Below are 21,347 nucleotides of genomic sequence, written 5' to 3' on the forward strand. Positions count from 1 at the left end.
CGCCGGTCAGTCGCCGAGCGACGTCATGACGTGCTTGATCCGGGTGTAGTCCTCGAAGCCGTACGCCGAGAGGTCCTTGCCGTAGCCGGACTTCTTGAACCCGCCGTGCGGCATCTCGGCGACGAGCGGGATGTGGGTGTTGATCCACACGCAGCCGAAGTCGAGGTTCTTGGACATCCGCATCGCGCGGGCGTGGTCCTTGGTCCACACCGAGGAGGCCAGCGCGTACTCGACGCCGTTGGCGTACTCGAGCGCCTGGGCCTCGTCCGCGAACGACTGGACGGTGATGACGGGACCGAAGACCTCGTGCTGGATGATCTCGTCGTCCTGCTTGAGGCCGGAGACGACGGTCGGGGCGTAGAAGTAGCCCTTGTCGCCGACCCGGTGGCCGCCCGCCTCGACCTTGGCGTGGGCGGGGAGGCGCTCGATGAACCCGCTGACCTGTGCCAGCTGGTTGGCGTTGTTGAGCGGGCCGTACAGCACGTCCTCGTCGTCCGGCAGGCCGGTCTTCGTGTCGGCGGCCGCCTTGGCGAGCGCGGTGACGAACTCGTCGTGGATGGACTCGTGGACCATGACGCGGGTCGCCGCCGTACAGTCCTGGCCGGCGTTGAAGTAGCCCGCGACGGAGATGCCCTCGACGGCCTTGGCGATGTCGGTGTCCTCGAAGACCACGACCGGAGCCTTGCCGCCGAGCTCCAGGTGGACGCGCTTGACGTCCTTGGCCGCGGACTCGGCCACCTGCATGCCGGCGCGTACCGAGCCGGTGATGGACGCCATCGCCGGGGTCCGGTGCTCGACCATCGCGCGGCCGGTCTCACGGTCGCCGCAGATGACGTTGAAGACGCCCTTGGGGAGGATCTGCCCGATGATCTCGGCGATCAGCACGGTCGACGCCGGCGTGGTGTCGGACGGCTTGATGACGACGGTGTTGCCCGCGGCGAGCGCCGGGGCGAACTTCCAGACGGCCATCATCATCGGGTAGTTCCACGGGGCGACCTGCGCGCAGACGCCCACGGGCTCGCGGCGCACGATCGAGGTCAGGCCCTCCATGTACTCGCCGGCCGAGCGGCCCTCGAGCAGCCGGGCGGCACCCGCGAAGAAGCGGATCTGGTCCACCATGGGCGGGATCTCTTCGGTACGGGTGAGCTCCAGCGGCTTGCCCGTGTTCTCCGACTCCGCCGCGATGAGGTCCTCGGCCCTCTCCTCGAAGGCGTCCGCGATCTTCAGCAGCGCCTTCTGGCGCTCCGCGGGTGTCACGTCGCGCCAGGCGGGGAACGCGGCGGCAGCGGCGTCCATGGCGGCATCGACGTCGGCCTGTCCCGAGAGCGGGGAGGTCGCGTAGACCTCTTCCGTGACCGGGTTGACCACGTCGATGGTCCGCCCGTCCGCGGCGTCCCGGAACTCTCCGTTGATGTAGTTGCGCAGACGGCGCACCTCGGTGGTCACAACCACCACTCCTGTCGGCTGTCCGATGGGTGAGACTTCCACCCTAAACGCTGCGGTGACGCTTTCGACATACCCACCCGCCGAGAACTTCGGATTCGGTGAGATTCAGGTGCCCAGACAACGAATTTCATCGATTCGGGCTTGCCAGACAGACGAGTCGGGGTGCAGAGTGGGTCCGTGGCCAGTCGTAGCGCAGACTCCAGGACCGGGAACGGATCGTCACCCGCGGTCGATGCCGTATCCCTCGCAATCATCGAACAGCTCCAGGAGGACGGACGTCGGCCGTACGCCGCGATAGGCAAGGCCGTCGGCCTCTCCGAAGCGGCCGTACGCCAGCGTGTCCAGAAGCTGCTCGACCAGGGCGTGATGCAGATCGTCGCCGTCACGGACCCGCTGACCGTGGGGTTCCGGCGCCAGGCCATGGTCGGCGTCAACGTCGAGGGCGATGTCGACCCGGTGGCGGATGCGCTGTCGGCGATGACCGAATGCGAGTACGTGGTGATGACCGCGGGCTCCTTCGACCTGATGGTGGAGATCGTCTGCGAGGACGACGACCACCTGCTGGAGACGATCAACAGACGCATCCGGGCCGTTCCCGGAGTGCGCTCCACCGAGAGTTTCGTCTACCTCAAGCTGAAGAAGCAGACCTACATGTGGGGAACCCGATAGCCGTGAGCAAGGACCTCAGCCGAACCGCGTACGACCACCTGTGGATGCACTTCACCCGCATGTCGGACTACGAGAACGCGCCCGTTCCCACCATCGTGCGTGGCGAGGGCACCCACATCTACGACGACAAGGGCAAGCGCTACCTCGACGGCCTGTCCGGCCTGTTCGTGGTGAACGCCGGACACGGCCGCCACGAGCTCGCCGAGGCCGCGTACAAGCAGGCGCAGGAGCTGGCCTTCTTCCCCGTGTGGTCCTACGCCCACCCGAAGGCCGTCGAGCTGGCCGAGCGTCTCGCCACCCACGCGCCGGGCGACCTCAACAAGGTCTTCTTCACCACGGGTGGCGGCGAGGCCGTCGAGACCGCCTGGAAGCTGGCCAAGCAGTACTTCAAGCTCACGGGCAAGCCGACCAAGTACAAGGTCATCTCGCGTGCGGTCGCCTATCACGGCACCCCGCAGGGCGCCCTGTCCATCACCGGTCTGCCGGCCCTCAAGGCCCCCTTCGAGCCGCTGGTCCCCGGCGCGCACAAGGTCCCGAACACCAACATCTACCGCGCCCCGCTCTTCGGCGACGACCCGGAGGCCTTCGGCCGCTGGGCGGCCGACCAGATCGAGCAGGAGATCCTCTTCGAGGGCGCGGACACCGTCGCGGCCGTCTTCCTGGAGCCGGTACAGAACGCCGGCGGCTGCTTCCCGCCGCCGCCCGGCTACTTCCAGCGGGTCCGCGAGATCTGCGACCGGCACGACGTGCTGCTCGTCTCCGACGAGGTCATCTGCGCCTTCGGCCGGCTCGGCACGATGTTCGCCTGCGACAAGTTCGACTACGTACCGGACATGATCACCTGCGCCAAGGGCATGACCTCGGGCTACTCCCCCATCGGCGCCTGCATCATCTCCGACCGGCTGGCCGAGCCGTTCTACCGGGGCGGAAACACCTTCCTGCACGGCTACACCTTCGGCGGCCACCCGGTCTCCGCCGCGGTCGGTCTCGCCAACCTCGACATCTTCGAGCGCGAGGGTCTCAACCAGCACGTCCTGGACAACGAGAACGCCTTCCTCACCACGCTGCAGAAGCTGCACGACCTGCCGATCGTCGGCGACGTCCGCGGCAACGGCTTCTTCTACGGCATCGAGCTGGTGAAGGACAAGGCCACCAAGGAGACCTTCACCGACGAGGAGACCGAGCGCGTCCTGTACGGCTTCCTCTCCAAGGCGCTGTACGAGAACGGCCTGTACTGCCGGGCCGACGACCGTGGTGACCCGGTCGTGCAGCTCGCTCCGCCGCTGATCTCCGACCAGTCGACGTTCGACGAGATCGAGGGCATCCTGCGGAGCGTCCTGACGGAGGCCTGGACGAAGCTCTGACCGACGCTCCGGCCACCGGTCGCACCGCTTCCGGCAGTCATTTCATACGGTCCACGCGGCCCGGATACACCCGTTCGAGTGAGAAGGGGTGCGTCCGGGCCGCGTGCTGTCCCGACACCCCGCTCCGACTACCTAGCGTGCCGAGTGACCGATCGGCCCTGTCTTCGTTCCCCCGTACGGGGGACGGGAAATCTGATCTGAACCGAGGTGTACGCCATGGTGGCCCCGCCGGACAACGACGTGATCTGGGCTCGTTCCCTGCACCACTCCCACAACGGATCACCGGGGCTCGGCGGTGTCTCCCTCGGCGTCCGTGACGGTGAGGTCCTCGCCGTCACGGGCCCCAGGGGCAGCGGCAAGACGACGCTGCTGCACTGCCTCTCCGGCCAGTTGGTGCCCCAGCAGGGCGAAGTCTGGTTCAACAGCGTCCCGGTCCACACCATGGGCCCCCGGCTGCGCGAGCAGCTCCGCCGCGACCGCTTCGGCTGGATCGCCGCCGAGCCCCAGCTCGTACCGGAGCTGACCACCTGGGAGAACGCCGCTCTTCCGCTGCTGCTGCGGGGCGTCTCGCACCGGGCGGCGAAGAAGGCCGCGACGGAGTGGCTCGAGCGCCTCGACATCGGCATGCTCGCCAAGAAGCGCCCGCACACGCTGCTCCAGGCGCAGCGTCAGCGGATCTCCGTGGCCCGCGCCCTGACCGCGTCACCGTCCGTGATCTTCGCGGACGAGCCGACGGCGTCCCTCCACCGCCCGGAGCGCGCACAGCTGCTGCGCACCCTCACCACGGCGGCGCGCTCCCACGGCATCACCGTCGTGCTCGCCACCCATGACGCCGAGGTCGCCACCCTCGCCGACCGCACGGTCTCGCTGCTGGACGGCCGTCGTGTCACCACCGTCGCCCTGCCCGCCGTATCGGATACGGAAGGCCGCTCGGCGTGCTCGCTCTCCGTCTGACCCGCGGTTCCCATCCCCTGGTCCTGACACGGCGGCTGCTCGTCGCGGCCGCGTCGGCCGGGGTCGGCTTCCTGCTCCTGTGCACCCTCGGGTACGCCTCCGCGCACCCGGCGCACGCCTCGACCTCCGTCCTGAGGCTGCTGTGGTGTGCCGTTCCGCTGGCCGCGACGGTGCAGTTCGCGGTCGCGGTGGCGCGTACCGATCCGAGTACACGCCCACGCCCGGGGCTCTTCGCCGTGGGGCTCGGGCCGGTCCGGCTGAGCGTGCTCGCCGCCGTGTCCACCGCGGTGTCCACCACGCTGGGTTCGATGGTCGCCCTGCTCTTCTTCCTCCATCTGCGGGGCGATCTGACCGGGCTGCCGTTCGACGGAGGTGCGGCCGAACTCCTCGGCGCCCAGGCCCCGTTGCCGCTGGCCGCCGCGCTGATGCTGCTGACCCTCGTGCCGCTCGCATCGGCGGCGGCGAGCGGGCTCGCGCTGCGCTCGCGCCCCGTCGCACCGTCCGAGGCCCAGGAGGCGGAGGAGCTCCTCGCCCCCGTACCGGCCCCGACGGGGCTGCCGTGGGGAGTCGCGCTGACGGCCGCCGGCCTCGCTGTCGAGGCGTACGCGAACCGGGGTTCGGCGGGCAGTCCCTTCCCGCTGCCGGGGAGGCTGGACTCCACTCCGGCGAGCGTGCTGGTGGGCTGGACCCTCACGGCGATCGGTCTGGCCATGGCCGGTCCCGGCCTGACCCATCTCTGCGGGCGGCTCCTCCAGGCGGTGCGCCCCGGAGCCGTACGCCTGCTGGCCGGAAGGGTCCTGATGGACGAGGCGCGCCGGATCGGCCGCCCGCTCGGGATCGTCTGCGCGGTGCTGTCCGGGGTGATCGCGGGGTCTGTGCTGTACGACGGGGGACCGCGTCCCTTCGGTCCGCTCACCACGCTCGGCGCCGTACTCGTCCTGGGCTGTACGACGGCGACGCTGCTGACCTCCGCGCTGGAGGCCAAGCAGTCCCGGACCCGTACCGCCGAGACCCTGCTCCGGCTCGGAGCGCCGGCTTCCTCGCTCCGCGGCGCCGCCGCCCTGCGGGCACTGGTGCTGCTGGCTGTCTTCGCCCCGCTGACCTGGGTGATCGCGGAGCTGGCGGCCCTTCCTCTGACGGGGTGACACCCGTCGCCGGGACGGTCCGTAGCATGGCTGCGTGGAGAATCCGGAGCAGAGCACGTACGCACCCGGCGTCGAGATCGAGACGCTCACCGCATTCGACGTGGCAGTCGCCGCCGGGAGCCTGGCCGGCCATCGTGTCCAGTCCGTCGACCTGACCGGCCGGGGCGAGGCACTCCTCGTGACCGAGACCCGGGGCGCGGTCTTCCTCGGCTGCCGCATGGATCCCCGTGCCGAGGCGAAGATACGGGCGGACGGGGCGTTCGTCTTCCCGCCGGTGCCCGGGCTGCCCTTCGACCCGTACCGCGGACTGCTCTACACCCCCGACGCGCTCTACGAGGGCCTGGCCGAGGGCGGTTACGGGTCGACGCCGGACGCGCGGGCGTACGACTGGTTCCAGCTGACCAAGTCGAACGGCGATGTCTTCGCCTCGATGCTGCGGGCGCTCCACGACGACGCGGTCTCCGACGCGCTGGACGAACACCTCGCCGGGGCCCGGGTGGTGGGCGTGATGGGCGGCCATGCGATGGCTCGCGGATCCGAGGCGTACCGCGGCGCCGCCGCACTCGGCAGGGAGCTGGCCCGCAGCGGTCTGACCGTGGCGACGGGCGGCGGCCCGGGTGCCATGGAGGCGGCCAACCTCGGCGCGTACGCCGCCCCGCACTCCGACGCGATGCTGCTCAAGGCCTGCGAACTCCTCGCCGAGTCACCGTCGTTCAGCACCTCGGTCACCGACTGGGCGACCGCTGCCTTCGCCGTCCGGAGCCGCTGGCCCGACGGCGGATCCTCGGTCGCGATCCCGACCTGGTTCTACGGCCACGAGCCGCCGAACGCCTTCGCGGACCACATCGCCAAGTACTTCGCCAACGCCGTGCGCGAGGACGGGCTGCTGGCCCGCTCGAACGCCGGTGTGATCTTTCTGCCCGGAGCCGCCGGGACCGTGCAGGAGATCTTCGACAACGCGACGCCCAACTACTACGAGTCGCGCTCCGCGCCCACGCCGATGGTGCTCGTGAACCGCGCGCACTGGACGGAGAAGCTGCCCGCCTGGCCGCTGCTGAGCGCGCTGGCGGCGGACCGGGCGATGGAGGCCCGTATCGCGCTCGTCGACACGGTGGAGGAGGCCGCCGGGGCCCTCGCCCGGCTGACGGGCTGAACGGACCGACGGGACGGCGTGCTGGCGGGCCGGCGTGCTGACGGGCTGACGTCTGTCCCGGGCTCGCGGGCTCGGCGGGCGGTCGCTCGGCGGCCGGTCGCTCAGCGGGCGGCGAGGCGGACGTCGAGGGCGTCGAAGAAGGCCTCCCAGCCGTCCTCGGCCGCCGCGTACTGCTCGGGCGTGAGATGGCCGCCGCGCTGCTGGAAGACCATCTCGGTGGACTTCCTGCCGCGCTCGGTGAAGGTGACCGTGACGGTCTCGCCCTCGACGTCCGCGGGCGCGCTCCTGTCCTTGAGCGTGAAGACGAGCCGCTCGGGGGCGGACACCTCCCGGTAGACGCCGTGGAACGGCATCTCCGCGCCGGGCACGATGATGACCAGGCTCCATTCACCGCCCGGCGTGACGTCCATCGACACCCGGTCCAGCGGCACGTCCGCGTCGCCCCCGTACCAGGCGGCGAAGTCCTCGGGGACCGTCCAGGCTGCGAAGACCCGGTCCCGCGGTGCCTCGACGACGCGGGTGATGTCGATGCCCTCGCGCGCTGATCCAGTCATGATCCCTGTCCTTCCCGACGGTTCCGTGTCCAGGGGACCAGGCTCCGGAGGGCTCCGCCAGCCGGACGGGTCAGACCTCGTGGGCCGGGGACAGGACCACCGTCTCCGCAACGTCGAACGTCACGCCCACCGTGGCCCCCTCCTCCGGGGTGTCCCGCAGCCCGCATTCGGCCTCCAGAGCGGGCCCGTCGGCGGGGTGCAGGGTCACGGCGACATGGTGGCCCCGGAACGTACGCGCGCCCACCGTGCAGGTCAGCCCGCCCTTCGCGCCGCAGATCCGTACCCCGGCCGGCCGGACCAGCAGCTCGCGCGCGCCCTGGGGCGAGCCGTCGGGCACCGGCACCTTGCCCCAGGGCGTGTCGGCGGCCGTGCCGGTCACCGTCGCGTCCACCACGTTGTCGAAGCCGAGGAACCGGGCGACGAACGCGGAGGCCGGGCGCTGCCAGACCTCCAGAGGGGTTCCCACCTGGGCGATCCTGCCGTCCCGCATGACCACCACCCGGTCCGCGAGGGCGAAGGCTTCGCCCTGGTCGTGGGTGACGGCGAGCACCGTCGTACCGAGCCGGCCGAAGAGGGTGCGCAGCTCGACGACGAGCCGTTCGCGCAGGCTCCGGTCCAGCTGCCCGAGCGGCTCGTCCAGCATCAGCAGCTTCGGGCGGGGTGCCAGCGCGCGGGCGAGGGCGACGCGCTGCTGCTCGCCTCCCGACAGGGCGGCGACGGCCCGCCGCCCGGCGCCGGGCAGGCCGACGAGGTCGAGGAGCTCGTCGGCCCTGCGGTCGCGCTCGGCCCGGGAGACCCCGCGCATCCGCAGCCCGAACGCGACGTTCGCGCCGACGTCCCGGTGCGGGAAGAGCTGGTGGTCCTGAAACATCAGCCCGAGCCCGCGCCGGTGCACAGGCACGGCGGCCTGGTCGGCGCCGTCCAGGAGCACCCGTCCCCCGTCCAGCCGCTGCAGCCCGGCGACGACCCGCAGGAGCGTCGACTTGCCGCTGCCGCTGGGCCCGAGGACACAGACGATCTCGTGGTCGGCGACCTCCAGGTCCACGGCGTCCAGCGCGGTCCGCTCCCCGAAGCGGACCGTGGCCGAATCCAGTGCCAGCATCTCTAGAACTCCCCGGATCGGTCGGTGCGGATACGTTCGAGCAGGAGCAGGGACACCGCGCAGACGAGCATCAGGATCGTGCTGAGTGCCATCGCCTGCCCGTAGTTGAGCTCCCCGGACCGCCCCAGCAACCGGGCGACCGCCACCGGCAGGGTGGGGTTGTCGGGGCGGGCGATGAACACGGTCGCCCCGAACTCGCCGAGTGACACCGCGAACGCGAAGCCCGCGGCCACCAGCAGTGCCCGTCGCACCAGCGGCAGATCGACCTCGCGCCAGGCCCGCAGCGGCGAGGCGCCGAGCACCGCCGCAGCCTCCCGCAGCCGGTCGTCGACCGCACGCAGGACGGGCAGCATGCTCCGTACGACGAAGGGGACGCCCACCAGCGCCTGGGCGAGCGGTACGAGGATCCAGGACGTGCGCAGGTCCAGGGGCGGCTCGTCGAGCGTGATCAGGAAGCCGAAGCCGACGGTGACGGCGGACACCCCGAGAGGCAGCATCAGCAGCGCGTCGAAGCCGCGCACCAGTGGTCCCGCCCGCCTCGTCAGGGCCGCCGCGGCGAGACCGCCGATCACGAGGGCGATGAGGGTCGCGACCAGCGCGTACTGCAGCGAGTTCCCGATGGCTTCCAGCGGCGGGACCAGGAACGTGGAGCCGCTCGCGTCGGCGGACTGCAGGGCGCGGTAGAAGCCGAAGCCGTAGCCGCCGGACGTGTCCAGGGAGCGTTCCACCAGCACACCCAGGGGCACCACGATGAGCAGCGCGACGGTCAGCAGTACGCCGCCGAGCAGGGCCCGCTGCCCGGCCCCGCGCGGCCTGCGGGAGGTCTGCGCCGGGTCGACGAGCCTGAGCGCGGTCTCCCTGCGCCGTACGGTCCACGCGTGTACGGCGAGGATCCCGCCGACCGCGGCGAACTGCACCAGGGTCAGCACGGCGGCCGTCGGAAGATCGAGCAGCTGGGCGGTCTGCCGGTAGATCTCCACCTCCAGCGTGGAGTAGGCAGGGCCGCCGAGGATCTGGACGACTCCGAACGAGGTGAACGTGAAGAGGAAGACCATCAGGGCGGCGGCGCCCACGGCCGGCGCCAGCGCGGGCAGGGTCACCCGCCGCCAGGCCGCGAGGCGTCCCGCGCCGAGCACCCTGGCGGCCTCCTCCTGACGGGGGTCGAGCTGCGACCACAGGCCGCCGACGGTCCGTACGACGACCGCGTAGTTGAAGAAGACATGGGCGAGGAGGATCGCCCAGACCGTGGTGTCGAGCCGGACGCCCCACAGCTCGTCGAGGAATCCGCCGCGCCCCAGCAGTGCCAGGAACGCCGTTCCCACGACGACCGTCGGCAGGACGAACGGCACGGTCACGACCGCACGCAGCAGTTGCTTGCCGGGAAAGTCGAACCGGGCGAAGACATAGGCGCCCGGAAGCGCGATCAGCAGCGTGAGCACGGTCGACGCGAGCGCCTGCCAGGTGGTGAACCAGAGGACTTCGGCGATGTCCGGCCGGCTCAGCACCTCGCCGATCCGGCCGAACTGCCAGACGCCGTCCACCTTCAGCCCCCGGCCGACGATCGCGACGACGGGGTAGGCGAAGAACAGCGCGAAGAACGCGACGGGCAGGGCCATCAGGCCGAGCCGCGCCGCGTTCCCCCCGCGCGGGGGACGCGCTGCTACTTCACGACGAGCGAGGACCACGACTGGACCCACTGCTCACGGTTCTTGGCGATCTTCTCCGGGTCGACGGTCGTCGGCTTGTCGACGGTCGCACCGAACTTCGTGAAGAGCTCCGGCAGCGCGGCGTCCTTCGCGACCGGGTTGACGAACATGTTGAGCGGCATGTCCTCCTGGAACTGCTTGCTGATCAGGAAGTCCAGCAGTGCCTTGCCGCCCGCCTCGTTCTTCGCACCGTCCAGCAGGCCGGCGAACTCGATCTGGCGGAAGCAGGTTCCGGTGGCGACCCCGGTCGGCGCCTCGGTGGGCCGGGGCTCCGCGTACAGCACCTCGACGGGCGGGCTGGAGGCGTACGAGACGACGAGCGGCCGGTCGGCCTTGGTCTTCTTGCCGCCCGCGGAGCCGGAGAACTCCTCGTTGTACGCCTGCTCCCAGCCGTCGACGACCTTGACGCCGTTGTTCTTCAGCTTCTTCCAGTAGTCCTGGTAGCCGTCCTCGCCGTAGGTGGCGACGGTGCCGAGGAGGAAGCCGAGGCCGGGCGAGGAGGTCGCGGCGTTCTCGGTGACGAGGAGGTTCTTGTACGCGGGCTTCAGCAGGTCGTCGAACGACTGCGGCGGCGCGAGCTTCTTGTCGGCGAAGTACTTCTTGTCGTAGTTGATGCAGATGTCGCCGGTGTCGACGGGCGTGACCCGGTGCTTGTCCGCGTCCAGCTGGGTGTCGGCCGCGACGCGGTCGAGCCCCTTCGCCTCGTACGGCGTGAACAGTCCGTTGTCCAGGGCACGCGAGAGCAGCGTGTTGTCGACGCCGAAGAACACATCGCCGCGGGGGGATCCCTTGGTCAGGATCTCCTGGTTGAGCGCGGCACCTGCGTCACCGCTCTTCAGCACCTTGACCGTGTAGCCGGTCTCCTTGGTGAACGCCTTCAGGACCGATTCCGAGGCGTTGAAGGAGTCGTGGCTCACGAGGGTCACGGTCTTGGAGGCCTTGGAGCTCCCGGAACCGGAGGCGTCGTCGTCCGATCCGCCGCAGCCTGCGAGCACGGTGACGCCCAGCGCGGCGGCAAGCGCCGTCGCCGCGCACTTCGTGGTGGTGTTCATATGATTCCTCCTGGAAGTGACCAGGAAGAGACGCGGCCCCACCCGCTCGGCGAGCGGGCAGGGCGCAACAGCTTGAGTAAGGTCCGAACTTCCTACCCGGAATGACCCGGGCGAGGTTCAGAGGGTCTGCGGCTCGGTGCCGCACTCTCAGCGCTGTGGCGCTCCCCTGTCGGAATATGAAGTTGATTTCGGGGCCAGGCTACACCGGCCGGATCGCGCCGTTCCGGCCGGATGGCGCCCGTCCCCGGAACCGCATCAGCGCTCGGAGGCCGCCAGCTGTCCGCAGGCCCCGTCGATCTCCTGGCCACGGGTGTCACGAACCGTGACGGGCACACCATGAGCGGCGATCGCGTCGACGAACGCCTTCTCGTCCTCGGGCCGCGAGGCGGTCCACTTGGAACCGGGCGTCGGGTTCAGCGGGATGAGGTTGACGTGCACGCGCTTGCCCTTGAGCAGCCGGCCCAGCCGGTCGCCCCGCCACGCCTGGTCGTTGATGTCGCGGATCAGCGCGTACTCGATGGAGATACGGCGGCCGGACTTCTCGGCGTACTCCCACGCCGCGTCCAGCACCTCCCGGACGTTCCAGCGCGTGTTCACGGGAACGAGGGTGTCGCGCAGCTCGTCGTCCGGGGCGTGGAGCGAGACGGCGAGACGGCACTTGAAGCCCTCGTCGGCGAAGCGCAGCATGGCCGGCACCAGGCCCACCGTGGACACGGTGATCCCGCGCTGCGAGAGCCCGAGCCCGTCCGGCTCGGGGTCGGTCAGCCGTCGGATGGCTCCGACGACGCGCTTGTAGTTGGCCAGGGGCTCGCCCATACCCATGAAGACGATGTTGGAGAGCCGCGCGGGTCCGCCCGGGACCTCACCGTCGCGCAGCGCCCGCATGCCGTCCACGATCTGGTGCACGATCTCGGCAGTCGAGAGGTTCCGGTCGAGGCCGGCCTGCCCGGTCGCGCAGAACGGACAGTTCATCCCGCACCCGGCCTGCGAGGAGATGCACATCGTCACCCGGTCCGGGTAGCGCATCAGGACGGACTCGACGAGCGTCCCGTCGTGCAGCTTCCAGAGCGTCTTACGGGTGGTGTCGTCGTCGCAGCTGATGTGGCGCATGACGGACATCAGGTCGGGGAACAGCGCCTCGGCGAGCTTCTCCCGCGAAGCGGCCGGGATGTTGTTCCACTCGGCCGGGTCGTGCGCGTACCGCGCGAAGTAGTGCTGCGACAGCTGCTTGGCGCGGAAGGGCTTCTCGCCGGTCGCGGCGACTGCTTCCTTGCGCTCGTCGGGGGTGAGGTCGGCGAGGTGCCGCGGCGGCTGCTTGGCTCCGCGGGGCGCGACAAACTGGAGTTCTCCGGGCTTAGGCATGGTTCTTCCAGTGTCGCAGACACGCCGTGGTGCCAGAGATCGTCACCTGCCCGGGTGGGGCAGGGCGCGACCGTGTCCGGGCCGCCGCCGGTGCCGTCCGTCGATGTCGGAGGCCCTATGACGGCCCGCGGACGGGTCCGGGCCGCGCGCGCGACCGTGACCGATCGCACCCGTGGCCGACTGTACGCGGCGCGGCTCCCCCGCACCGGAGCCGAGGCCGGGCACAGCACGAGTGAGGGCCCGCCGCCCTGTGGGCAACGGACCCTCACTCGTAGAACTGCAGGTCGAACGGTATGTGTACGGAGCCTGCTCAGCCGGATCCGACGAAGAGCACCAGCAGCATCCAGACCACCGGCGCGGTCGGCAGCAGCGAGTCCAGCCGGTCCATGATGCCGCCGTGGCCCGGCAGCAGTGTGCCCATGTCCTTGATCCCGAGGTCACGCTTGATCATGGACTCACCCAGGTCGCCCAGGGTGGCGCTGGCGGCGACCGCGAGGCCCAGCAGCAGTCCCTGCCACCACCTGCCGTCGTCGATCAGGAACTGCATGCACAGCGCACCGGCGACCATCGCGAACCCGATCGCGCCGAACAGGCCCTCGCGGGTCTTCCCGGGACTGATGCGCGGTGCGAGCTTGTGCGTGCCGAAGCGCCAGCCGACGGCGTACGCACCGGTGTCGGCGACCACGGTGAGCAGCAGGAACGTCAGCACCCGCCACGGACCGTCGTCCGCGGTGAGCATCATCGCGACGAACGTCGCCAGGAACGGCACGTAGAAGACGGCGAAGACACCGGCCGTGACGTCCTTGAGGTAGCCCTCCGGCGGCTCGGTCATCCGCCAGACGAGCACCGCGAGCGCGGTGAGCGCCATGGCGACCCAGGCGCCCTCCGCGTCCCGCACGTAGCCGGCGACGACCATGGCGGCGCCGCCGACGGCGAGCGGCACGAGGGGGGCGTTGATCCCCTTGCGCTCCTTGAGGCGCGAGGTGAGCTCCCAGAGCCCGACCACCACCGCCAGCACGACCACACCGACGAAGACGGCCTTCACGATGAAGAGCGAACCGGCGACGACCACGCCGAGCCCGAGACCGACCCCTATCGCGGCGCGCAGGTCACGACCTGCCCGCTTCTTCTGCGGTGGGGGCGACGGCAACGAGGTGGACATGGGCTCCTGCTGCTTCTCGTCACGGAACAGGGGACCGCTGACGTGCGCGGCGTCCCCGTCCCGGTTGTCGCGGTCGTCTGCGTCTCTACCTGCGTCGGGAACGTCCGGCACGATGGGCATGGGCCGAGTCTGCTGGGCGACGTGCACATCGTGGGCAGGACCCGCCGGAGCGGCCCCCATCTCGGGCGCACCCCAGTAGCCGGCGCCCTGCGGGGCGCCCCAGGAAGAGTCGTTCATCAGACTTCGAGCAGCTCGGCTTCCTTGTGCTTGAGCAGCTCGTCCACCTGCGCGACGTACTTCGCGGTGGTGTCGTCGAGCTCCTTCTCCGCACGGCGGACCTCGTCCTCGCCGGACTCCTTGTCCTTGACGAGCTTGTCGAGCGACTCCTTGGCCTTGCGGCGGATGGAGCGGATCGAGATCTTGGAGTCCTCGGCCTTGGTCTTGGCGACCTTGATGTACTCCTTGCGGCGGTCCTGCGTGAGCTCCGGGAACGTCACACGGATGATGTTGCCGTCGTTGCTCGGGTTGACGCCGAGGTCGGAGTCGCGGATCGCCTGCTCGATGTTGCGCAGCGCGGTCTTGTCGAACGGAGTCACCACTGCCATGCGCGGCTCGGGGACCGAGAACGAGGCCAGCTGGTTGATCGGGGTCAGCGCGCCGTAGTAGTCGGCGACGATCTTGTTGAACATCGCCGGGTGCGCACGGCCGGTACGGATCGCGGCAAAGTCCTCTTTGGCGACCACGACGGCCTTCTCCATCTTCTCCTCGGCCTCGAGGAGGATTTCTTCGATCACCACGTGCTCCTGCGTGTCTTGAGTGGGCCCGGCATCGACGGGCCCTGCGGATCCTGCGTCGCGTCCTCACCTGCACGGTGTCCGACCGGCAGGCCGTTGTCCATCCTTTGGGCTGTCAGGCCCTGGTGCTCTCGTCACTCACGAGCGTGCCGATCTTCTCACCCTTGACCGCGCGGGCGATATTGCCCTCCGTGGTCAGCTCGAAGACGAGGATCGGGAGCTGATTGTCACGGCAGAGCGTGATGGCGGTGGCGTCGGCGACCTTGAGGTCGCGGGCGAGCACCTCGCTGTACTCCAGCGCGTCGAACTTCACCGCAGCGGGGTTGTTCTTCGGGTCGGAGTCGTAGACGCCGTCCACCCCGTTCTTGCCCATCAGCAGCGCCTCCGCCTCGATCTCGAGGGCGCGCTGGGCGGCGGTGGTGTCGGTGGAGAAGTACGGCATGCCCATGCCCGCGCCGAAGATGACGACGCGCCCCTTCTCCAGGTGCCGTACGGCACGGAGAGGGATGTACGGCTCCGCGACCTGACCCATGGTGATGGCGGTCTGGACGCGTGAGTCGATGCCTTCCTTCTCCAGGAAGTCCTGCAGTGCCAGGCAGTTCATGACCGTGCCGAGCATGCCCATGTAGTCGGACCGTGCCCGGTCCATGCCGCGCTGCTGCAGCTCGGCGCCACGGAAGAAGTTGCCACCGCCGATGACGACCGCGATCTCCGCGCCGTCCCGTACGACCGCGGCGATCTCGCGGGCGATGGCGTGCACGACATCGGGGTCGACGCCGAGACCCCCACCACCGGCGAACGCCTCGCCGGACAGCTTCAGCATGAAGCGGCCGGAAATCTTGCCGTCGTCGCCCTTGTGGTCACCCTGGGAGGCGTCTGCGCCCTTGTTCATGGAGATTCTCCTCGTGCACATACGAAGAAGGCCATTGCCGGTGGGTCTGGTGTCCCTCAGCGGCAATGGCCTCCTCGTCAGTTCTGCGGTCGTCCGGCATGAGTGCGGCCAGCGACTGCACCAGACCCTATCGGGGTCCGCCGTTGTTCGCGGACGGACTCAGATGCCGACCTTGATGCGCGTGAAGCGCTTCAGGGCGACACCGGCCTCGTCCAGGACCTTCTGGACGGACTTCTTGCTGTCCAGCGCGTAGGGCTGGCCGAGGAGGGTGGCCTCCTTGAAGAAGCCGTTGACGCGACCCTCGACGATCTTCGGGAGCGCGGCTTCGGGCTTGCCCTCGGCGCGCGTGGTCTCCTCGGCGACGCGGCGCTCGGCCTCGACGATCTCCGCGGGGACGTCCTCACGGGACAGGTACTTCGGGGCGAAGGCGGCGATGTGCTGCGCAAGGCCCTTGGCCAGATCGGCGTCGGCCTTGTCCAGCTCGACCATGACACCGATCTGCGGCGGCAGGTCCGGCATGGTGCGGTGCATGTACACGGAGACGTACGCGCCGTCGAACTGCGCGAAACGGTCCAGGACGATCTTCTCGCCGAGGTTGGCGTTCGCCTCGTCCACGAAAGCCTGAACGGTCTTGCCGGACTCGATCTCCGAGGCGAGGAGCGCCTCGATGTCGGCCGGGGAGGTCGCGGCGACGTGCGCGGCGAGCGTGTTGGCGACGGCCTGGAACTTCTCGCCCTTGGCGACGAAGTCCGTCTCGCACTTCAGCTCGAGCAGGACGCCGGAGGTCTTGTCCTCGGAGATGAGGGAGACGACGGCACCGTTCTCGGCAGAACGGCCCTCGCGCTTGGCGACGCCCTTCTGGCCCTTGATACGGAGCGCCTCGACGGCGCCGTCGACGTTGCCGTCGGCCTCGTCGAGCGCCTTCTTGCAGTCCATCATGCCGGCGCCGGTGAGCTCGCGGAGCTTCTTGACGTCAGCGGCGGTGTAGTTCGCCATGAGTCTGTTTCTCTCTCGAAGTCTGAAAGATCTACGGGTGAACGGCGGGGGCGGTGCCAGTGGCACCGGCCCCCGCCGTCATTCAGCCGTGACTGACGGGTGTCAGGCCTGCTCGTCCGTGGCCGGAGCCTCGGCGGCGGGGGCGTCCGCGGCCGGAGCCTCGGCAGCCGGGGTCTCGGCCTCCTCGGCGGCGGCGACGGCCGGCTCGGCGTCGGCGGCCTTCTCGGTCTCGGCGGAGGACTGAACCTCGGCGTCGTCCTTCTTCTCGCCCTCGAGCAGGTCTCGCTCCCACTCGGCGAGGGGCTCGCCGGCGGCCTTCTCGCCCGGCTTCGAGTCACCGGTCGCGGCACCGGAACGGGCGATGAGGCCCTCGGCGACGGCGTCGGCGATCACGCGGGTGAGCAGGGTGACGGAGCGGATCGCGTCGTCGTTGCCCGGAATCTTGTAGTCGACCTCGTCGGGGTCGCAGTTGGTGTCGAGGATCGCGACGACCGGGATGTGGAGCTTGCGCGCCTCACCGACGGCGATGTGCTCCTTCTTGGTGTCGACGATCCAGACGGCGCTCGGCACCTTCTGCATCTCGCGGATACCACCGAGGGTCTTCTCCAGCTTGGCCTTCTCGCGGGAGAGGACCAGGAGCTCCTTCTTGGTGAGGCCGGAGGCGGCCACGTCCTCGAAGTCGATGAGCTCGAGCTCCTTCAGACGCTGAAGGCGCTTGTAGACGGTGGAGAAGTTGGTGAGCATGCCACCGAGCCAACGCTGGTTGACGTACGGCATGCCGACGCGCGTCGCCTGCTCGGCGATGGCCTCCTGCGCCTGCTTCTTCGTACCCACGAACATGATGGAGCCGCCGTGGGCGACGGTCTCCTTGACGAACTCGTAGGCGCGGTCGATGTACGACAGCGACTGGAGCAGGTCGATGATGTAGATGCCGTTGCGCTCGGTGAAGATGAAGCGCTTCATCTTCGGGTTCCAGCGACGGGTCTGGTGACCGAAGTGGACGCCGCTTTCCAGCAGCTCCCGCATCGTGACGACGGCCATGGCCGTACTCCTTGAGGTGCTCGGTTATCGCGACCGCAGGTTTGCTGTCGCGCCTGACGCCCCGACGCGCCGTGCCACGAGGGACCGAGGAGCGCGGACACCTCCGAAGAGAGGGAGGTGGCGGGGCGTGCGAAGTCGACCCGGTGACCCGGATCGCCAAAAGAAGTGTACGGGACCCGTCGAGTGCCGGGTGACGGCGATGTCCACAACCCGACGGCTGTCCACAGATCCGGTCCATGATCCCCGCGGACCGTGCCCGCCGGGAGAACGTTCCGTCATGTACCGCACTTCCGAAACAAGCGTACGGCGGTTCCGCACCGCGCTGCCGGTGGTCCTGCTGCCCGTGCTGGGCGCGCTGCTCACCGTGCTGCTGGGACGGTCCGGCGCCTGGGCGGCACCGGGGCCCGCACCGGAGGGTGACCGCGCCTGGCCGCTCGCGGGCAGGCCACTGGTGGTACGCGGATGGGAGCCGCCTGCCGGTCCGTACGCGCGGGGCCACCGGGGCGTCGACCTCGCCGCGCGGCCGGGCACCCCGGTGATGGCCGCTGCCCCCGGCCGGGTCTCGTTCGCGGGGCCCGTGGCGGGGCGCGGGGTGGTCTCGGTCGAGGTGGCCGGAAGCGGTGAGCCGCCGCTGCGCATCACGTACGAACCCGTGCGGGCGCAGGTCGCGAAGGGCGACGAGGTCACGGCGGGCCAGGTGGTGGGGGTGACCGGGCCGGGGCCGTCGCACTGTGCGTCCGGCTGCCTGCACTGGGGGCTGCGACGGGGTGACGCCTATCTGGATCCGCTGTCGCTGCTTCCGTCGTCACTGCTGCGCCGGGGGCCCTCCCGCCTGTTGCCGGTCTTCGGCGTCCCACTGCCGGGGGCGGAACCTGCGCCGCGGTCCGGGCACGCGGCCCCGGTCGCCGGGCCTGCGCCGCGGTCCGGGCACCCCGTCGCGGTCACGGCACAGCCGGCCGGTCACAGCACGGGCAGGTACGGGCCGGGCGGGTACGCGCAGGTCGTGGCGCTGCTGCTCATGACCGGAGCTGTCACCGTTCACCGCGGCCGCAGGGGGCCTCGCAGGCGGTTCAGCCGCGTACGCCGCGCAGGACCATCGCCACCGCGGTGTCCGCGACCACTCCGGGCTCCTCTGCCGCGCCCAGTTCGATCCGGCGCACCGCCGCGTCCACGGAGCCCTGCAGGAGCATCGCGGCCAGTCGCGGCTCGGCATGGCCCAGGTCGCCGAGCGCCTCGACGATCATGGCGATCAGTCCGCCGTGCGCGGCCCTGATCTTCTCGCGCGCACCCGCGTCCAGCTCGCTCGCGGAGATCGCGACGACCGCGCGGTGCCGCCGGTCGCCCACCAGATCGAGCTGCCGGCGCACATAGGCCTCGATCTTCTCCTCGGGCGTCCCGGCCCGGTCCATCGCGTTCTCGACCTCGGCGGCCCAGACGGGGAAGTCGACGGCGCAGAGCTCCTCGACGACCGCCGCACGGGAGCGGAAGTACTCATAGACGGAGGACCTGGCAAGGCCGGTGCGCTCGGCGAGGGCGGGGAAGGTCAGCGCTTCCGTACCGCCCTCGGACAGCAAGGAGCGTGCGGCGTCCAGGAGGGCGCCGCGCTGCATGGTCCGGTGCTCGGCCACGGAGGCCGCTCGAATCCTGGGCACGCCTCCACTCTACGGCGGCATCTGTTCGAGAGGGGGTGCTCGGCTGCGATCGGATGGCCGGACCCGCCCGGGCTCAGCGGCCGGCGTCCGCCAGTTTGGCCCGGAGCTGCAGCACGGACTTGGTGTGGATCTGGCTGACCCGGCTCTCGGTGACTCCGAGGACGTTCCCGATCTCGGCGAGGGTGAGGCCCTCGTAGTAGTAGAGGGTGACCACGGTCTTCTCGCGTTCGGGGAGGGTGTTGATCGCGCGGGCGAGCAGCCGTCTGAGCTCACGGTCCTCGGCGACCTCGACCGGGTTGTCGGCTGCGGTGTCCTCCAGGGTGTCCATCAGGCTCAGCCGGTCACCCCCCTCACCGCCGACGTGCAGCAGTTCCTCCAGAGCCACCACGTTGGCGAGCGACAACTGGCTGAAAACAGCGTGAAGTTCCTCCAGCGCGATGCCCATCTCCGCGGCGACCTCGGCCTCCGAGGGGGTGCGCCGCAGCTGGGCCTCCAACGTGGCGTAGGCGCGCTCCACGTTGCGCGCCTTCTGGCGCACCGACCTCGGGATCCAGTCCAGCGCCCGGAGCTCGTCGATCATCGCGCCGCGGATCCGGGTGATCGCGTAGGTCTCGAACTTGATGGCCCGTTCGATGTCGAACTTCTCGATGGCGTCGATCAGCCCGAAGACCCCTGAGGAGACGAAGTCCGCCTGTTCCACGTTGGACGGCAGCCCCACGCTCACCCGGCCGGCGACGTACTTCACCAGGGGCGAGTAGTGCAGGATCAGCTGCTCCCGGAGGCGCCCGTCGCCAGTGGTCTTGTATGAACGCCACAACTCCTCGAGCGAGGAAGGGGCGGGAGGGCGCACAGTGCCACGCGCAGCCGGTGGTACTGCCGCGCGGTCAGACCCGGAGGTGTGCTGGGGCATGTGGTGCCTTGAGCCGTTCTGCTGTGAAGTGCTGGGGACGTGTCTCTGGGGCGGATTCCTCGTGAGCGTAGCGTGACTGAAGTGTTGCGGTGCGCGCAGGACAACGGATCCGTGCTGTGCAATTCCGTTGCATATCCCGCGCCGTCGGACATGACCGAAGGCCGGGAACGTCACCGCGCGCACCGGCCCCGGCCGCCCGAACGGGTACTGCCGAGGTCATCTGCATCACCTTTTCACCCGAATGCTTCCGGTCAAGTACCGCCTCGCCGCGCGTCCCCATTGCGTGTCGGTCCCACGGTCAACTGCCATCCGTCGCCCTCGCGTTCGACGAACCCCAGTGAGTGCAGTTCGTACAACCGCCCGAGTGCCTCATCGGTGCTGGTTCCGGCGGTACGGGCGACGTCGCGCCCCTCCATGGCCCCCCTGCGGGGCAGCGCGTCCAGCACCCGGGCGCTGACGGCGTCCAGGAGGTCCCGCGGCAGGACCGGGCCTCGCCTGGCCGGGGCCAGGTCGCCGATCTCCCCCACCAGTTCGGCGATTTCGGAGGCGTCGGTGACCAGGACGCCCTCACCTCGCAGGAGTTCGTGGACCCCTGCCGACAGGCCGCTGGTGGCGGGGCCCGGTACCCCCATCGTGTAGCGGCCCAGCCGCTGTGCGCTCCTGGCGGTGACCAGCGAGCCGCTGCGGTACTGGGCCTCCACCACGACGGTTCCCCTCGTGAGGGCGGCGATCACCCGGTTCCGGAGGATGAACCGGCTGCGCGTGGGGTGGTCGGAGGGCGGCAACTCGCCGATGACCAGTCCTTGTTCGACCATGCGTCCGATCAACTCGGCGTGCCCCCGCGGATAGGCGACATCCACTCCGCAGGCCAGCACCGCCATGGTCGCCCCGCCGGCGGCCAGGGCTCCGCGATGAGCCGCACCGTCCACCCCGAAGGCCGCACCCGAGACCACCACCCAGCCCCGTTCGGCCAGCCCCGCGCCGATACTCGCCGCCATGTGCGCCCCGTACGGTGTACAGGCCCGGGCTCCGACCACGGCGACCGAGCGCAGGGCCCAGAGGCGCAGGTCGGGCCGCCCCCGGACCCAGAGGCCGATGGGCCGCGCGTCCGCCAGGTCGTCGAGCTGACTCGGCCACTCCGGGTCGCCGGGGCAGACGAACCGTCCCCCGACCGCGGCCATGTCCGCCAGGTCCCGCTCGGGATCGGCGGTCGAGGCCCGTAAGCGGTACCCGCTCAGCCGTGTCGCGGTCATCCCCTTCAGCTTCTCCGCCGAGCCGTCCGCGACGGTGAGGCGCCTCATCAGCTCGACGGGACCCACCTCGCGGAGCCATCGGCCGGCGCGCTCGTCCCCCGGCTCGAAGATGCGGGTCAGCGCGGCACGCGCGGGCCGCT

Annotated in this window: 19 protein-coding genes and 1 pseudogene; 6 read left to right on the forward strand and 14 right to left on the reverse strand. The window is 70.1% G+C overall.

The window, feature by feature from the left end:
* Positions 1-6: 6 nt before the first annotated feature.
* Positions 7-1,446: a gamma-aminobutyraldehyde dehydrogenase gene (locus OG257_RS11160; protein WP_329206914.1), complete on the reverse strand. Its 1,440-nt coding sequence runs from the start codon at positions 1,444-1,446 to the stop codon at positions 7-9.
* A gap of 162 nt (positions 1,447-1,608) precedes the next feature.
* Here OG257_RS11160 and OG257_RS11165 point away from each other — a divergent pair, with 162 nt between their 5' ends.
* From OG257_RS11165 to OG257_RS11185, 5 genes are all read left to right on the forward strand, one after another.
* Positions 1,609-2,115, forward strand: coding sequence for an Lrp/AsnC family transcriptional regulator (locus OG257_RS11165; protein WP_329215027.1), 507 nt, complete (start codon positions 1,609-1,611; stop codon positions 2,113-2,115).
* Positions 2,100-3,479, forward strand: coding sequence for an aspartate aminotransferase family protein (locus tag OG257_RS11170; RefSeq protein ID WP_329206916.1), 1,380 nt, complete (start codon positions 2,100-2,102; stop codon positions 3,477-3,479). Before OG257_RS11165 ends, OG257_RS11170 begins: the two co-directional genes overlap by 16 nt.
* 216 nt (positions 3,480-3,695) lie before the next feature.
* Positions 3,696-4,433: an ABC transporter ATP-binding protein gene (locus OG257_RS11175; RefSeq protein ID WP_329206918.1), complete on the forward strand. Its 738-nt coding sequence runs from the start codon at positions 3,696-3,698 to the stop codon at positions 4,431-4,433.
* Positions 4,415-5,578, forward strand: a complete 1,164-nt coding sequence (locus OG257_RS11180) for a hypothetical protein (RefSeq protein WP_329206919.1) — start codon at positions 4,415-4,417, stop codon at positions 5,576-5,578. Before OG257_RS11175 ends, OG257_RS11180 begins: the two co-directional genes overlap by 19 nt.
* Positions 5,579-5,612: 34 nt before the next feature.
* The gene (locus OG257_RS11185; protein ID WP_329206920.1) at positions 5,613-6,731 is read left to right on the forward strand and encodes an LOG family protein; all 1,119 of its coding nucleotides are present in this window, start codon (positions 5,613-5,615) and stop codon (positions 6,729-6,731) included.
* A gap of 101 nt (positions 6,732-6,832) precedes the next feature.
* On the opposite strand, the gene OG257_RS11190 is transcribed toward OG257_RS11185, so the two are convergent.
* The 10 genes from OG257_RS11190 to rpsB all read right to left on the reverse strand — a co-directional run bounded on the left by OG257_RS11190 (position 6,833) and on the right by rpsB (position 17,392).
* Positions 6,833-7,285: an SRPBCC family protein gene (locus OG257_RS11190; protein WP_329206922.1), complete on the reverse strand. Its 453-nt coding sequence runs from the start codon at positions 7,283-7,285 to the stop codon at positions 6,833-6,835.
* Positions 7,286-7,355: 70 nt separating this feature from the next.
* Positions 7,356-8,387, reverse strand: coding sequence for an ABC transporter ATP-binding protein (locus tag OG257_RS11195; protein WP_329206924.1), 1,032 nt, complete (start codon positions 8,385-8,387; stop codon positions 7,356-7,358).
* A gap of 2 nt (positions 8,388-8,389) precedes the next feature.
* A complete protein-coding gene (locus OG257_RS11200; RefSeq protein ID WP_329206926.1) occupies positions 8,390-10,003 on the reverse strand; it encodes an ABC transporter permease in 1,614 nt (537 codons plus the stop codon).
* A 44-nt stretch (positions 10,004-10,047) separates the two neighbouring features.
* Positions 10,048-11,145, reverse strand: coding sequence for a thiamine ABC transporter substrate-binding protein (locus OG257_RS11205; protein WP_329206928.1), 1,098 nt, complete (start codon positions 11,143-11,145; stop codon positions 10,048-10,050).
* Between the two features lie 255 nt (positions 11,146-11,400).
* Positions 11,401-12,507, reverse strand: a complete 1,107-nt coding sequence (gene rlmN / locus OG257_RS11210) for a 23S rRNA (adenine(2503)-C(2))-methyltransferase RlmN (protein WP_329206930.1) — start codon at positions 12,505-12,507, stop codon at positions 11,401-11,403.
* A gap of 310 nt (positions 12,508-12,817) precedes the next feature.
* Entirely contained in the window at positions 12,818-13,906 is a 1,089-nt protein-coding gene (locus OG257_RS11215) for a phosphatidate cytidylyltransferase (RefSeq protein WP_329206931.1), read from the reverse strand.
* Positions 13,906-14,463, reverse strand: coding sequence for a ribosome recycling factor (frr, locus tag OG257_RS11220; protein ID WP_031100531.1), 558 nt, complete (start codon positions 14,461-14,463; stop codon positions 13,906-13,908). Before frr ends, OG257_RS11215 begins: the two co-directional genes overlap by 1 nt.
* Before the next feature lie 115 nt (positions 14,464-14,578).
* Positions 14,579-15,355, reverse strand: coding sequence for a UMP kinase (gene pyrH, locus OG257_RS11225; protein ID WP_329206932.1), 777 nt, complete (start codon positions 15,353-15,355; stop codon positions 14,579-14,581).
* 159 nt (positions 15,356-15,514) lie between these two features.
* Positions 15,515-16,351 (reverse strand): translation elongation factor Ts, encoded by an 837-nt coding sequence (tsf, locus tag OG257_RS11230; protein WP_329206934.1) that lies wholly within the window; start codon positions 16,349-16,351, stop codon positions 15,515-15,517.
* A 102-nt stretch (positions 16,352-16,453) separates the two neighbouring features.
* Positions 16,454-17,392 carry a 30S ribosomal protein S2 gene (rpsB, locus tag OG257_RS11235; protein ID WP_329206935.1) on the reverse strand — a complete coding sequence of 313 codons (939 nt, stop codon included), beginning with the start codon at positions 17,390-17,392 and terminating at the stop codon, positions 16,454-16,456.
* A 538-nt stretch (positions 17,393-17,930) separates the two neighbouring features.
* Between rpsB and OG257_RS37235 the strand changes: the two are divergent.
* A pseudogene (locus OG257_RS37235) lies at positions 17,931-18,119 on the forward strand (M23 family peptidase); the annotation flags it as partial.
* Positions 18,120-18,462: 343 nt separating this feature from the next.
* Here the strand turns inward: OG257_RS37235 and OG257_RS11245 are convergent.
* From OG257_RS11245 to dprA, 3 genes are all read right to left on the reverse strand, one after another.
* Complete coding sequence (locus tag OG257_RS11245) at positions 18,463-19,020, reverse strand: TetR/AcrR family transcriptional regulator (protein ID WP_329215029.1); 558 nt, start codon at positions 19,018-19,020, stop codon at positions 18,463-18,465.
* A gap of 97 nt (positions 19,021-19,117) precedes the next feature.
* Positions 19,118-19,954 carry an RNA polymerase sigma factor WhiG gene (gene whiG / locus OG257_RS11250; RefSeq protein ID WP_329206937.1) on the reverse strand — a complete coding sequence of 279 codons (837 nt, stop codon included), beginning with the start codon at positions 19,952-19,954 and terminating at the stop codon, positions 19,118-19,120.
* A 251-nt stretch (positions 19,955-20,205) separates the two neighbouring features.
* Entirely contained in the window at positions 20,206-21,318 is a 1,113-nt protein-coding gene (gene dprA, locus OG257_RS11255; RefSeq protein ID WP_443054558.1) for a DNA-processing protein DprA, read from the reverse strand.
* Between the last annotated feature and the right edge of the window lie 29 nt (positions 21,319-21,347).

It is taken from the genome of Streptomyces sp. NBC_00683, assembly GCF_036226745.1.
Lineage (GTDB): Bacteria > Actinomycetota > Actinomycetes > Streptomycetales > Streptomycetaceae > Streptomyces.